The sequence below is a fragment of the Mesorhizobium cantuariense genome (assembly GCF_042647205.1).
GTDB classification, from domain to species: Bacteria; Pseudomonadota; Alphaproteobacteria; order Rhizobiales; family Rhizobiaceae; genus Mesorhizobium; species Mesorhizobium cantuariense.
The window spans coordinates 2,584,416-2,596,229 of record NZ_JBHRVD010000001.1; the positions used below are offsets into that span (position 1 = coordinate 2,584,416).

Genomic DNA, 11,814 nt, shown 5'->3' on the forward strand with positions numbered 1-11,814 from the left:
ATTGGTCTGATGGGAGGAGCTGGAAGGATCAGCGTTTGGGCGAAGCCGCGTCGCGGCTTGACCGAAATCTGAAATCTTCGACGCAGACCCGTCGGTCCTCATGTTTCCGGGCGGCAGGCATCCGCTCATCAGAGACTTTCAGTCGATGTAACCCCCACATCGATAATCGCGTCCCACCGCGATGACGGCCTCTCAACGGAAGGCTTTGCCGCCCGGAAACCCATTGTACACGTTTTTGTTACCTGCTGGAAGTTCCACGCCATGAGCACGCCCGAACCCTTCAAAGAAGTGCCGCATCGCGGCCTGATCACGGTCGCGCTCATGCTGGCGACGATCATGCAGGCGCTCGACACGACGATCGCCAACGTCGCGCTGCCGACAATGACGGGCGATCTCGGCGCCTCGCCCGACAACATCAACTGGGTGCTGACCTCCTACATCGTTGCCGCCGCCATCATGACACCGGTCACCGGCTGGCTGGCCGACCGCTTCGGCCGCAAGGAACTGTTCCTGACGGCGGTGGTCGGCTTCACCGTGTTCTCGATGCTGTGCGGCATCGCCTGGAGCCTGGAGACCATGGTGTTCTTCCGGCTGATGCAGGGCGTGTTCGGCGCCGCGATCGTGCCCCTGTCGCAAACCTTCCTGCTCGACATCAATCCCAGGGAACGCCATGGCCAGGCGATGGCCATCTGGGGTGCCGGCATCATGCTGGGGCCGATTCTGGGCCCGACGCTCGGTGGCTGGCTGACCGAGAATTTCAACTGGCGCTGGGTGTTCTTCATCAACCTGCCGGTCGGCATCGTCGCCTTTCTCGGCATGGCCGCCTATTTGCCGGCCGTTGCCCGGCGCGTGCGCGGCTTCGATTTCTTCGGCTTCGCCATGATATCGCTCGGCGTCGGCGCGCTTCAGCTGCTGCTTGACCGCGGCGGTGAGGTCGACTGGTTTTCCTCGGTCGAGATCTGGATTGAGCTTGGTCTTTCCCTTACCGGCTTCTGGGTGTTCATCATTCACACGATGACGGCCGAACATCCCTTCATCGATCCCAAGATCTTCCTCGACCGCAATTTCGTCACCGGGCTGGCGTTCATCTTCGTCATGGGTGTGCTCATCCTGGCGAGCATGTCGCTGCTGCCGCCGATGCTGTCGACCATCTTCGGCTATCCGACCGTCACCATCGGCGTCGTCATGGGGCCACGCGGTGTCGGTACGATGATTTCGATGCTCGTCGTCGGCCGGATCATGAGCAAGGTCGACGCCAGGATCCTCGTCGTCATCGGCTTCCTGCTGACCGCGCAGTCGCTCTACACCATGTCCAGCTTCACGCCTCAGATGGACAACTGGCTGATCATCAGCTCCGGCGTCATCCAGGGCCTGGGCATGGGAATGGTGTTCGTGCCGCTGTCGACCGTCGCCTTCGCCACGCTTGACGTGCGCTTCCGCACCGATGCCACGGCCTTGTTCAGCCTGGTGCGTAATCTCGGCTCGTCCATCGGCGTGTCGGTCGTGACGGTCCTGATGGTGCGCAACACGCAGATCAATCACACCGAGCTTTCGGCCTTCATCAACCCGTTCAACCCCAATCTTTGGGCGGTCTCACCGGCAGCCGCAAGCGGCGATCCAATGGCGCTTTCGCAGGTGGATCGTATGGTCAATCTCCAGGCGATGATGATCTCCTACGTCAATGACTTCAAAATACTCATGGTGATGACGCTGCTTGCCATCCCGTTCGTTTTCCTGCTGCGCAAGCCGAAGCAGGCGCCTGCCGGTGGCGCACCAGCCGCGCATATGGACTAGCTCTCATCAGGTCGTGTTGGTGGTGGCGCACGCAACCGGCACGCCTCTTATTTCCCGAGCACGAGGCTCCAGTAACGCAGATTTCTGTCGCTGCCGTCGCGCACATAGGCAAGGCCGAAGCGGGTGAAGCGCGGGTCGAGCATGTTGCGGCGATGGCCTGATGAATGCACCCAGATGTCGAACAGCTTCTCCAGGTCGAAGCGGCCCTCGGCGATGTTCTCGGCGGCCGCACCCGCAATACCATTACCTTTGACGCGCGAGGCGAAATCCTTGCCCCAGCCGGTGGTGTGGCTCATGCGACGGCGTTGCGCCATGTAGCCGGCCTGTTGCAGGGCGGCCTGTTCGAGCTGCCGGTCGGGGACCAGCGGCGCCAGCCCGGCCGAGGCGCGGATGCTGACCAGCGTGCTGGTGGCGGATGAGGAGACCCCGGCGCCTTCGCCTGTTGGCAGAGAAACGGTGCTACAGGCGGCGAGACCGGCCAGCGCGACGAGGCCGGTCAGCACCATGCGCCTGCTCGGCATCGGACGCGGTTCGATGGAATGGGAATGATCAATGGCCATTCCTGTCTGAATAGTCGCGATCATGGCTTTTGACGGGCAAGCGGTGAAAATTGCGTGAGAACCCATGCGTTGGTTTTCGCAAAATGCATCGCATAATGTTGAAGTGTTGAAGTGCCCCCGTTCGGGCAACATAGTCCAGACGGCCCCTATGACGGGAGAATCCGATGCCAAAACCTGCCCGTACCTTCCCGACGCTCTCCACCACCCGCCTGCTGCTGCGCGCCCCGACCGCCGAAGATGCCGACGCCTTCCGGGACATCCTGTCGATCCCCGATGTCACCCGGTTCTCGAACTGGCAGGATGCGCCGTCCAAGGCGGTGGCGGATCGGGCAATGAGATGGATGTGCAAGGCCTTTCCCACCGGCAAAGGGTGTGCCTGGATCATCGAGGATCGCGCTTCGAAGACCATGGCCGGTGCGATTCGGTACAACTGGTTCGTCAACAAATCGAAGTGCGGCGAGATCGGCTACGAACTGCATCCGGATTTTTGGGGCAAAGGTCTGATGACCGAGGCTGCTGCTGCCGTCGCTCTTTGCGGCCATCGGTTTTTCGGACTCAATCGCATCGAGGCGTGGACGCTGCCAGGCAATACCGGATCGGACCGTGTGCTGGAGAAAGCCGGGTTCCGCTACGAGGGGACGCTACGGCAGAAAGCGCGGTTCAAGGGCGCCTACCACGACTTCAGGATGTTTGGACGGCTGGCCAACGATCACGTTGTCTCAATCGACCAGAATTAGCCTGCCGCCGTGCGGGAATAGGTTTCCGGCATCGGTGAGACTTGGCTAGTCCGGTCGTCTTCGGTCCGTTCCCACCACGAGCCCAGCGCGTCGATGAGCGGTACAAGCCTGCGGCCCGGCGCGGTAAGATCGTAGTCGACCCGCAGCGGATAGCCCGGGCGCGCCGTTCGCCGCACGATACCGGCGTCCTCCAGCTTGCGCAGTTCCAGCGCCAGAATGCGGTGCGACACCGTCGGGTTGTCGCGCCTGAGTTCGTTGAACCGCTTGGTCCCGTCCTTCAGATAATAGAGCAGCAGTGTGGGCCAGCGGCCGCTGAGCACGCGCATGGTCTCTTCGATCGGGCAGCGTGAGACGACGTCTTTCATGGGCGGTCCCTGGTTACAGAATTGTGCGTAATTTACATGGGGCGACCAGCGTTTAGGGTCAAGTTTCGCTGCGCGGCGTGATCCCTTGAACCATGGAAGAAAACAAATGGAACCTATCCTCCTTTACGGCTTCCCGGCGGGAAGCTCGATGGGGCTCGTCGCTGCCTTTGAACGCGTCGGACAACCCTATCGCCTGTGCCGTGTCGATATGCTCACCGAGATGAAGAACGACGCCTACGCCAGCATCAATGGCCGTCAGGAAACGCCGGTTTTGATCACCGACGAAGGCACCGTGCTCACCGAGACCATGGCCATTGCCGCGTGGCTCGAGGCCCGCGACACGCAACGTCGCATCAGCTTCGATCCGCGCTCGCAGGAAGCCGACCGCATGCACCAGTTGATGGCCTTCGTGAACACCGGTTTCACAGCCGCTTTCAGCCCGCTCTGGGTGGCATTGGAAATGGCAGCGGATGAACCGGCGCTGAAGGCGACCTTGCGCGACTTCGGCCGCAAGGCCGTTGCCGAACGCCATGATCGGCTCGAGGCCATGATCGCCGACACGGACTTTCTGGTCGGCGATCGGCTGACGCTGGCGGATACCACGCTGATTGGTGTGGCCCGCTGGGCGGAGTTCCATCAGGCGATCGAGGGTGCTGCCTATCCCAAGCTGGCCGGCTTGCGTCGCCGCATCGAAGCCGATCCGGTCGTGCGATATGCCCTGGCTGTCGAGGATGGCGAACAGCCCGCCGGTTCCGGTGCCTGCCTTGGCCACGTCCCTCTGGCCGAAGTGATCGATCGCTTCGCTGCACCGGCGCAACCGTAGCGATGCTCATTTTCAACTAGATGTGCCTTTGTGAAAGGCACTTATCTGCCGGAGTGCGGTTGCCGCACTCCGGCGTTGTTGAACGCGACCGCCATTCTTCTCAACGCTACCGCCGGCGCCTCCGGACGTCAGGTCAAACGTTGGGAGCCGTCTCTCATTTCACGAGAGTGATCATCCGGTCAGCATACATTGCGCGATTTCCAAGCGCAGCCGCGCAGTCCGACGTGACGGACGAGTTTCCGGTCATCTGTACCGTATTTCCGACAAGCCTGAGACAGTCGCCCTGGGCGCTCATATCAGAGTTGCCGGCGTAGGAAATGGGCGCGTCCGGCGCGTAGATGAAACCGCTGAGCACGGAATTTGCGCCGCCATTCAACGTCAGGGCAGACGTATTGCCGTGATCCTGAAAAATGGTGATACCAGCGTAAGGGCCGCTGGCGGGCGGGGAAAGGTTCACCTTCTCATTGGCATTTATGTATATCTGAGCGCTTTCCATGAGGAATATGGTCACGCCCTGGCCAGTCAGGCTGCCGTTTCCCCCTGGCTTTATGGTGGTGCCGCGCATGATGTAGACGCCCGGATCAAGCGTGATGTCCCCCGACAATGTCTTGTCGCAATAAGTGCCGGGCGACAGCGTGTAGGTTTTGCCGTTCGGGACCGGCAAACACAATGTGTAAGGGGGAGGAATGACGTCGGCCAGTGGATCAAAAGACGCGTACCGATGTTCGTGCGGCGTTCCGCAGGCGAGACTGGCGCCGGGCGGCAACAGCCCGCTGGTGCCGCCGACGGTTGAGACACAGCCCGCCGAAACCAGTGCAGAGCCGCCTCTATTGACAGAATCGGACGCGTCCGAGTTCGACGCGATCACACAACTATCCATCGAGACATTGGTCGAGCCCTGCAGGTTCACGGCGGCGGAGGCATGCGGATCGAGCGCCAGCACGCAGGCTTGAGCGCCAGGTTTTATCTTGACCAAGGTCGAGCGGTAGGCCGGCCAGGGGGCCGAGTCGGCGATGAAACTTTGGTGGCTTATGCTCGACGACAGCGAGACAAAGTAGGCGCTTGGACTGCCACTGGCCGTTGCCGAGAAAGCCGAGACGCTGCCCGAATATTCCTGCGGGTCGGCCGCGCTCAAATTTGCGGCAAAGAATTGCAGCCCAAGTTGCTGAACATCGCCAGCCGCCATGTCGGGAGAAAATTTCGTGCCGACGGCGAGTCCCGCCGCGTCCAGCGAGTTCTGGAGTTGCGCGGCATCACGGCTCGTGCCGAACAGATCAATGGCGCCGGCCACACCAATTATCATCGGCAGCATCGCTATGGCGGTCGTCATGGCAATGTTGCCCCGCTCCGAAGACCAGAAGCCTTTCAATGCGAACATCGTCCCTCGCCAAAACCTGCAAAGCTCAGGTGATACGCCAGGGGTCTCTACGAGCAATTTCAGTAAATGCTAAAATGCATAATGCTAAAATGCGACACGATGGTTGGCCAAAAAAGAAGCCTGCCCAAGGCGCGACCAGATGAGAGGCGACGGGCAAGGGGGCGAGCCCAACGGGGAGTTATTCCAAGCCATTGACGCGGCGACAATCGCCACCAACTCTGCTATCGTGCCTTTCGTTCTTGAAGTGGCAGCTCTGGCGGCCATCCTGGCGGTGACCGCCCCGACACACGGGAGGAAGGTTATGGCCGGCTTTCATGTCATGGCGGATGCACGTGGAATGCATGTGCAGCCCACGGTGCGCCGCATCACCACATCGGACCTTTGGGATGCGCTACGCCTCGGCTTCGAGGATTTCTGGGCAAAACCCTCGCACTACGTGTTCCTGTGCCTGATCTATCCCATCGTTGGCCTGATCCTGACGCGGTGGACGTCTGGCGCCAACGCCATCCAGCTCATCTACCCCCTGATGTCGGGTTTCGCGCTGGTTGGGCCGTTTGCCGCGATCGGTCTCTATGAGATCAGCCGCCGGCGCGAACTCGGCATGAATACCTCCTGGCGGCATGCGCTCGACGTGCGCCGCTCGCCGGCGGTTCCGTCGATCGCGGTGATCGGCATCATGCTGGTCGCGCTGTTCCTGTTGTGGCTGTACACCGCGCAGTCGATCTACACCGGCCTGTTCGGCGACCAGCCTCCGGCATCGATCGGCAGCTTCGTGCGCGAGGTGCTGACGACCGGCAAGGGCTGGACGCTGATCCTCGCCGGCAATGCGGCAGGCTTTGTCTTCGCCGCGGTCGTGCTGGCCACCACCGTGATTGCCTTCCCGCTGCTGCTCGACCGGGACGTCGGCGCCGTTTCGGCCATCGAGACCTCGGCGCGGGCGGTGATGGCCAACCCGCTGCAGATGGCGCTGTGGGGATTGCTGGTCGCCGTGCTTCTGGTCATCGGTTCGATCCCGCTGTTTGCCGGGCTCGCCGTGGTCATGCCGGTGCTCGGCCATGCCACCTGGCATCTCTACCGCAAGGTGGTCGAACCGGAGCGGGCGCAGCAGATAAGGCGGCCAATGTAACGAAAGCGCTCTCAGCGTTGCGCGTCGGTCGCCATCTTCAGCGCCAGTGCCGCCAGTACGGTCCCCATCATCCAGCGCTGGATGACCAGCCATAGTGGCCGTCCGGCAAGGAAGGTGGCGATCGAACCGGCCGTCACCGCGATGATGGCATTGACGCTGAGGCTGATCGTGATCTGCGTGGCGCCCAGCACCAGAAGCTGCGACAGGACATGGCCCTTGCCCAGGCTGATGAACTGCGGCAGCAGCGACAGATAGAGCACTGCCACCTTCGGATTGAGCAGATTGGTCATCAGGCCCATCGCGAAGAGCTTGCGCGGCCGATCCCTCGGCAGTTCGCGCACCTGGAATGGCGAACGCCCGCCCGGCTTCACCGCCTGCCAGGCCAGCCACAGGAGATAGAGCACGCCGGCAAAGCGCAGCGCGTCATAGGCGTAGGGCACGGCGAGCAGCAGCGCGGTGATGCCGAAGGCCGCAGCCAGCACATAGAAGAGGAAGCCGAGTGCCACGCCGCCAAGTGAGATCAACCCGGCCTTCGGCCCTTGCGACAGGGAACGCGAGATCAGATAGATCATGTTGGGGCCAGGCGTCAGCACCATGCCGAGGCAGACCAGCGCGAAGGCGAGATGATTGGCGGTTTCGGGCATCTGTTCGTTCCCCAGCGCACCGCGAATGGATGCACGATCCAGCAGGCGGCCAATATGTGCCTGTGCCGGCAGGCGCGTGCAAGAGCATGGCGGCGCCAGCCGTTGCGCCAGAGGGCTGCCAATGCATGTCGCCCAAAAGTGGCCCCGGTTTTGGGAGAACGACATGCATAAAACAAAAACCTAAAGCGCGTCGCCTGAATCCGTCCAAACGCGACGCGCTTTAGTGCCTTCGGATCAACCGACGACGCGCAGGTTCGACAATTCGTTGCCGATTTCCTTGAAGTCGTTCGACAAGGTGGCACCGGTGGCGTTCCAGAACAGCTTCGCCGGCTTGCTCGCGTCCGTCGGATCCTTGCGGAAGCGCGAGTTCGACGAGCAGGCTTTCAGCGCGTCGATCGCCAGTTTGTCGGCCGTCTTGGTCGTGGACAGGTCGAGCGCCACCGTCATCACCATGATGTTGGCTGCCTTGGCGTTGTTGCAAAGCGTCGCCATCTGCTCGTTGAGTGCGTTGGTATAATTGCCGTTCGAATAGTCGAATTGGCCGATGGCGCTCGACGTGCCCAAAAACAGGCGACCGACCGAGGTGCCGTTGTAGCCGGGCTGGAGATAGCCAAAGGACGCATAGGTCGACTTCGAGTCGGCAGGATCGGAATAACCCAGCGAGGACGGCGTATAGTAGGTGTTGGCGCCGTCGGTCAGCACGATCACGACCTTGTCGTTGCCCCTCTCGGTTTCCGGGCGCCCTTGGGTGAACGGCTCGCCGCTCGAAACCACCCGCCAGCCCCAGGCCATACCCTCTGGAACATTGGTGCCGCCATCCGGCTGCATCAGGTCGATCGCCGCCTTGATCGCGGTGAGCCCATCGGTGACGCTGACGTCGGTCAGCGGCGTGATCGGGTTGGTGGAGCAGCTGTAGTTCGGCCCATTGCCGGCCGGCAGCGCCGGCGCATTGATCGGCCGCGGCTGGAAGTATTTGGCCATGTTGCGCAGCCGGGATTGGCCGGTGCTGCTCGTCAGGTCGTCATTCCACCAGCTGTTCACCGCGCCATAGGTCGTCGGCTCGGCCTCGTCGGGATCCTGGGTGAGCCTCCAATGATTGCCGGGCTCGTCCGGGGCGAACATCGGCACGAACATCGTTGCCGGATCGCCAACCCCGATGCCGGTGTTGGCCGAGCCGCCGGACGGCGCGGCGTCGTTGACATTGTAGGGATAGGGCCGGGCCTCGACGCAGCCCTGCCAACTGGCGAATGGGCCATAGGTGTCGATATAGTCATATTCATCGTGGCTGTCGCTGCAGGTGCTGTTCGAGTTGTATTCGTCGCAAACAACACGCTTGCTGCCTTTGACACGCTCATGGTTGGTGACGACCTTCATATCGCGGTAGAGCGAAAACCGGGTCAGCATCTGGCCCTCGTCGGCACCCCATCCCGAACCGCGCTTGTACCAGATGCCGTTGGTCTGCTGGGCGTATTTGTCGGCCGTGTTCAGCGTCGACCAGTCGAAATTCTCGTTCGATACCGGCGACAGGCCTTCGGTGTCCATCCAGGACGCATTGCCGTTGCCGGGTCCGACATTGACCGAGGCGGCAAACGGCACGAGGCCGAACTGCACCGGCCTGTCGACCTGCTTGATCATTACCGCCTGCTTGGCCAGCGTGTCGACCAGCTGTTTGGCAGCGGTCTTGAGAAGGTCGATGCGCGTTTGCCCCGAGCCTGTTCCGGTCTTGGTCATCGATCCGGAATTGTCGAGCACCAGGGCGACTTCCAGAGTGTTCTTCAGCCGCACTTCCGAAGTGACGTTGAAGCTGATTTTCTGGTTTGCGTCGGTTTCGGATTTGCCGACGAGCTGGCCGAAGACAGGATAGAAATAGGGCTTGTAGTCAAGCCGGGCGCTCATCTTGAGCAAGCCTCCGCCGGTGGTGTTGCTTGGCAAGGTGACGCTAAGCGTCGTGTTGGCGGGATCGATCTTGTTGAGGTTGGCGTTGAAGAAGTCGAGCGCATAGGCTCTCAACTGGTCGTCGGTCGCGCCTTCCGTCAGCCGTCGCGCCGTGGCGAAGTTGGCGGCATCGAGCGCATTCGACACCGCCTGTTTTTCGCGGCTCATCTCGGTGTAATCGACCGCCATTGCCAGAGCGCCCATCAGCGGAACCATCGCAACGACCGTCATAAGAGCATAGTTGCCGCGTTTGTCGCGGCAGAACTGACGCCAAAGTTCATGCATGTCTTGCAGCGGCCCCCGCCGGCGGATTCTCGATCGACGCCAGCTTTCCACAAAACGCTGAAGGCCGCGTTTGGGAAATCGTTCGACTGCCGGGTGAGCGCTTCACCAACCGCTAACCAATTGCCCCCCTCGTTCATCATCCTCGCCGGCCGGTGGGCATCTCGCATCGGGAGGTGCCGATCAACTGACGCTGCGCAGGCGTCAGGCGAAAGCTGGTGACAGGTCGGGGCGGTTCGGCTAATCCGAAGCGGCTGCGGGGAACCGTCGGTCGCGGCGGTCGCAACGATCATGACTGAAGGAAATGGCATGGCGGATTCGCCTGAAATCATCGGCTCGCTCGAAGACCTGTCGAAGGCCTATTCGGCAATCCTGTGCGATGTCTGGGGTGTGGTGCATAATGGCGAGAGGCATTTTCCGGTTGCGGCCTCGGCGCTGGCAAGGGCTCGAGAGGCGAAAATCCCCGTCGTCCTGATCACCAATTCGCCACGCCGCAGTGCCGATGTCGTGGCGCAGATGAACGCGATCGGTGTTCCATCGTCAGCGTACGACCGGGTGGTCACGTCAGGCGATGTGACCCGCGACCTGATCGCCGAGGGCCCACGCAAGATTTTTCATATTGGCGCCGACCGTGACCTCACCCTTTATGACGGTCTCGACGTCGAGCTTGTCGAGGAGTTCGAGGCATCCGGCGTCGTCTGCACCGGCCTGTTCGATGACGAGGTCGAGAAGCCAGAGGATTACACCGAGCTTCTGCGGCGGTTGCGCGCCAGGAACCTGCCCTTCATCTGTGCAAACCCCGACATCGTGGTCGAGCGTGGCGAACGCATCATCTGGTGTGCAGGCGCGCTGGCACGCGATTATGCCCAACTCGGTGGCCGCACGTTGATCGCCGGAAAACCTTACGTGCCGATCTATAACATCGCGATGAAGGAGGTTGCCGAGATTCTTGGCCGGCCGGTCGATCGCGGTCAGGTGCTGGCCATCGGCGACGGCATGATGACCGATGTGAAGGGCGCCGCCGACAATGGCTTCGATGTTCTCTATGTCTCCGGCGGTATCCATGCCCGCGACTATGGCGATGCACTGCAACCGGATCCGGCAAGGTTGGCGACCTTCCTGGAAAAACATGGGTATCGTCCGGTGGCCGTCATTCCCAGACTGCGGTAGGTGACGATGGCAGGCTTCCAGCACATTCCGGCAACCGCGCCGCTGCCCGCCGACCTGCGCGGCGGCGTGGTGGCGATCGGCAATTTCGATGGCGTCCATCGCGGTCATCAGGCGGTGCTCGAGCGGGCATTGGCTGAAGCCGGGCGGCGTGGTGTGCCGGCCCTGGTGCTGACATTCGAACCGCATCCGCGCAAGATCTTCAGGCCTGATATCCCGTTGTTCGTGCTGACGCCGCCGCCGATGAAGGCGCGGCTCCTGTCGCGGCTGGGCTTTGCCGCGCTCGTCGAGCAGCCGTTCACGCGCGACTTCGCCTCGCTGTCGGCGGAAGCATTCGTGACCGATGTGCTGGAGAGGAACCTTGGCATTACCCACGCCGTGACCGGGTTCGATTTCCATTTCGGCAAGGATCGTCAAGGCGGTCCGGCCTACCTGATGGCGGCCGGCGAGCGTCACGGCTTCGGCGTCACGCTTGTCGACGCCTTCCGTGACGAGGGCGCCGAGGTGGTGTCGTCCAGCCGCATCCGCGGGTTGCTGAGCGAGGGCGAGGTGGCCGAGGCCGCCGGACTGCTCGGCTATCGCTTCACCGTCGAAAGCGAGGTGGTCGGCGGACAGCAGCTCGGCCGCACGCTTGGCTTTCCAACCGCGAATATGAGGCTTTCCGCGGAAGCTGCCCTGAAAGAGGGCATCTATGCCGTCCGCTTTCGTCGCGCCGACGGCACGCTTCACGACGGTGTCGCCAGCTTCGGCCGTCGCCCGACGGTCGACGACAATGGTGCGCCGCTGCTGGAAACCTTCGTCTTCGATTTCTCCGGCGACCTCTATGGCGAGGTCTGCCAGGTTTCCTTCTTCGGTTTCCTGCGCCCGGAGGTGAAATTCGAAGGGCTCGATGCGCTGGTCGCGCAGATGAAGCGCGATGAAGCCGAGGCGCGCGCGCTGCTTGCCGGCGTCAAGCCGCTCTCCGATCTCGATGCGGCCATGGCGTTTTAAGGCTTGTTGAGAT

At 62.0% G+C, this 11,814-nt stretch carries 11 protein-coding genes; 6 read left to right on the forward strand and 5 right to left on the reverse strand.

The features are described from left to right. Nucleotides 1–261: 261 nt before the first annotated feature. On the forward strand, nucleotides 262–1,794 hold the full coding sequence (locus ACFOJ9_RS12105; protein ID WP_378979089.1) for a DHA2 family efflux MFS transporter permease subunit: 1,533 nt from the start codon (nucleotides 262–264) through the stop codon (nucleotides 1,792–1,794). A 47-nt stretch (nucleotides 1,795–1,841) separates the two neighbouring features. Here ACFOJ9_RS12105 and ACFOJ9_RS12110 read toward each other — a convergent pair whose 3' ends face one another. Beyond that, nucleotides 1,842–2,315, reverse strand: a complete 474-nt coding sequence (locus ACFOJ9_RS12110) for a CAP domain-containing protein (RefSeq protein ID WP_378979090.1) — start codon at nucleotides 2,313–2,315, stop codon at nucleotides 1,842–1,844. Nucleotides 2,316–2,518: 203 nt separating this feature from the next. Here ACFOJ9_RS12110 and ACFOJ9_RS12115 point away from each other — a divergent pair, with 203 nt between their 5' ends. After that, nucleotides 2,519–3,091: a GNAT family N-acetyltransferase gene (locus ACFOJ9_RS12115; protein ID WP_378979091.1), complete on the forward strand. Its 573-nt coding sequence runs from the start codon at nucleotides 2,519–2,521 to the stop codon at nucleotides 3,089–3,091. Here the strand turns inward: ACFOJ9_RS12115 and ACFOJ9_RS12120 are convergent. Then, nucleotides 3,088–3,456: a winged helix-turn-helix transcriptional regulator gene (locus ACFOJ9_RS12120; protein ID WP_378979092.1), complete on the reverse strand. Its 369-nt coding sequence runs from the start codon at nucleotides 3,454–3,456 to the stop codon at nucleotides 3,088–3,090. The genes ACFOJ9_RS12115 and ACFOJ9_RS12120 overlap by 4 nt on opposite strands. A 106-nt stretch (nucleotides 3,457–3,562) precedes the next feature. Here ACFOJ9_RS12120 and ACFOJ9_RS12125 point away from each other — a divergent pair, with 106 nt between their 5' ends. Further along, the gene (locus tag ACFOJ9_RS12125) at nucleotides 3,563–4,279 is read left to right on the forward strand and encodes a glutathione S-transferase family protein (RefSeq protein WP_378979093.1); all 717 of its coding nucleotides are present in this window, start codon (nucleotides 3,563–3,565) and stop codon (nucleotides 4,277–4,279) included. Nucleotides 4,280–4,433: 154 nt separating this feature from the next. Here the strand turns inward: ACFOJ9_RS12125 and ACFOJ9_RS12130 are convergent, their stop codons facing one another. After that, nucleotides 4,434–5,657, reverse strand: a complete 1,224-nt coding sequence (locus ACFOJ9_RS12130) for a TadE/TadG family type IV pilus assembly protein (RefSeq protein ID WP_378979094.1) — start codon at nucleotides 5,655–5,657, stop codon at nucleotides 4,434–4,436. A 301-nt stretch (nucleotides 5,658–5,958) separates the two neighbouring features. Here ACFOJ9_RS12130 and ACFOJ9_RS12135 point away from each other — a divergent pair, with 301 nt between their 5' ends. Then, nucleotides 5,959–6,783, forward strand: coding sequence for a DUF2189 domain-containing protein (locus ACFOJ9_RS12135; protein WP_378979095.1), 825 nt, complete (start codon nucleotides 5,959–5,961; stop codon nucleotides 6,781–6,783). A gap of 11 nt (nucleotides 6,784–6,794) precedes the next feature. Here the strand turns inward: ACFOJ9_RS12135 and ACFOJ9_RS12140 are convergent, their stop codons facing one another. Together ACFOJ9_RS12140 and ACFOJ9_RS12145 are read right to left on the reverse strand one after the other, a co-directional pair. Then, entirely contained in the window at nucleotides 6,795–7,427 is a 633-nt protein-coding gene (locus ACFOJ9_RS12140; RefSeq protein WP_352633279.1) for a LysE family translocator, read from the reverse strand. Between the two features lie 234 nt (nucleotides 7,428–7,661). After that, a complete protein-coding gene (locus tag ACFOJ9_RS12145; protein ID WP_378979096.1) occupies nucleotides 7,662–9,647 on the reverse strand; it encodes a TadE/TadG family type IV pilus assembly protein in 1,986 nt (661 codons plus the stop codon). 306 nt (nucleotides 9,648–9,953) lie between these two features. Between ACFOJ9_RS12145 and ACFOJ9_RS12150 the strand changes: the two genes are divergently transcribed. Together ACFOJ9_RS12150 and ACFOJ9_RS12155 are read left to right on the forward strand one after the other, a co-directional pair. After that, on the forward strand, nucleotides 9,954–10,814 hold the full coding sequence (locus tag ACFOJ9_RS12150; RefSeq protein ID WP_378979097.1) for a TIGR01459 family HAD-type hydrolase: 861 nt from the start codon (nucleotides 9,954–9,956) through the stop codon (nucleotides 10,812–10,814). 6 nt (nucleotides 10,815–10,820) lie between these two features. Beyond that, a complete protein-coding gene (locus ACFOJ9_RS12155) occupies nucleotides 10,821–11,801 on the forward strand; it encodes a bifunctional riboflavin kinase/FAD synthetase (protein WP_378979098.1) in 981 nt (326 codons plus the stop codon). Nucleotides 11,802–11,814: the final 13 nt, after the last annotated feature.

What these genes read in the sequence shown, in the direction of transcription:
- ACFOJ9_RS12145 (WP_378979096.1), bottom strand. Translation starts at nt 9,647, where the DNA reads ATGCATGAACTTTGGCGTCAGTTCTGCCGCGACAAACGCGGCAACTAT.
- ACFOJ9_RS12110 (WP_378979090.1), bottom strand. Translation starts at nt 2,315, where the DNA reads ATGCCGAGCAGGCGCATGGTGCTGACCGGCCTCGTCGCGCTGGCCGGT.
- ACFOJ9_RS12155 (WP_378979098.1), top strand. Translation starts at nt 10,821, where the DNA reads ATGGCAGGCTTCCAGCACATTCCGGCAACCGCGCCGCTGCCCGCCGAC.
- ACFOJ9_RS12130 (WP_378979094.1), bottom strand. Translation starts at nt 5,657, where the DNA reads ATGTTCGCATTGAAAGGCTTCTGGTCTTCGGAGCGGGGCAACATTGCC.
- ACFOJ9_RS12135 (WP_378979095.1), top strand. Translation starts at nt 5,959, where the DNA reads ATGGCCGGCTTTCATGTCATGGCGGATGCACGTGGAATGCATGTGCAG.
- ACFOJ9_RS12105 (WP_378979089.1), top strand. Translation starts at nt 262, where the DNA reads ATGAGCACGCCCGAACCCTTCAAAGAAGTGCCGCATCGCGGCCTGATC.
- ACFOJ9_RS12140 (WP_352633279.1), bottom strand. Translation starts at nt 7,427, where the DNA reads ATGCCCGAAACCGCCAATCATCTCGCCTTCGCGCTGGTCTGCCTCGGC.
- ACFOJ9_RS12120 (WP_378979092.1), bottom strand. Translation starts at nt 3,456, where the DNA reads ATGAAAGACGTCGTCTCACGCTGCCCGATCGAAGAGACCATGCGCGTG.
- ACFOJ9_RS12115 (WP_378979091.1), top strand. Translation starts at nt 2,519, where the DNA reads ATGCCAAAACCTGCCCGTACCTTCCCGACGCTCTCCACCACCCGCCTG.
- ACFOJ9_RS12150 (WP_378979097.1), top strand. Translation starts at nt 9,954, where the DNA reads ATGGCGGATTCGCCTGAAATCATCGGCTCGCTCGAAGACCTGTCGAAG.
- ACFOJ9_RS12125 (WP_378979093.1), top strand. Translation starts at nt 3,563, where the DNA reads ATGGAACCTATCCTCCTTTACGGCTTCCCGGCGGGAAGCTCGATGGGG.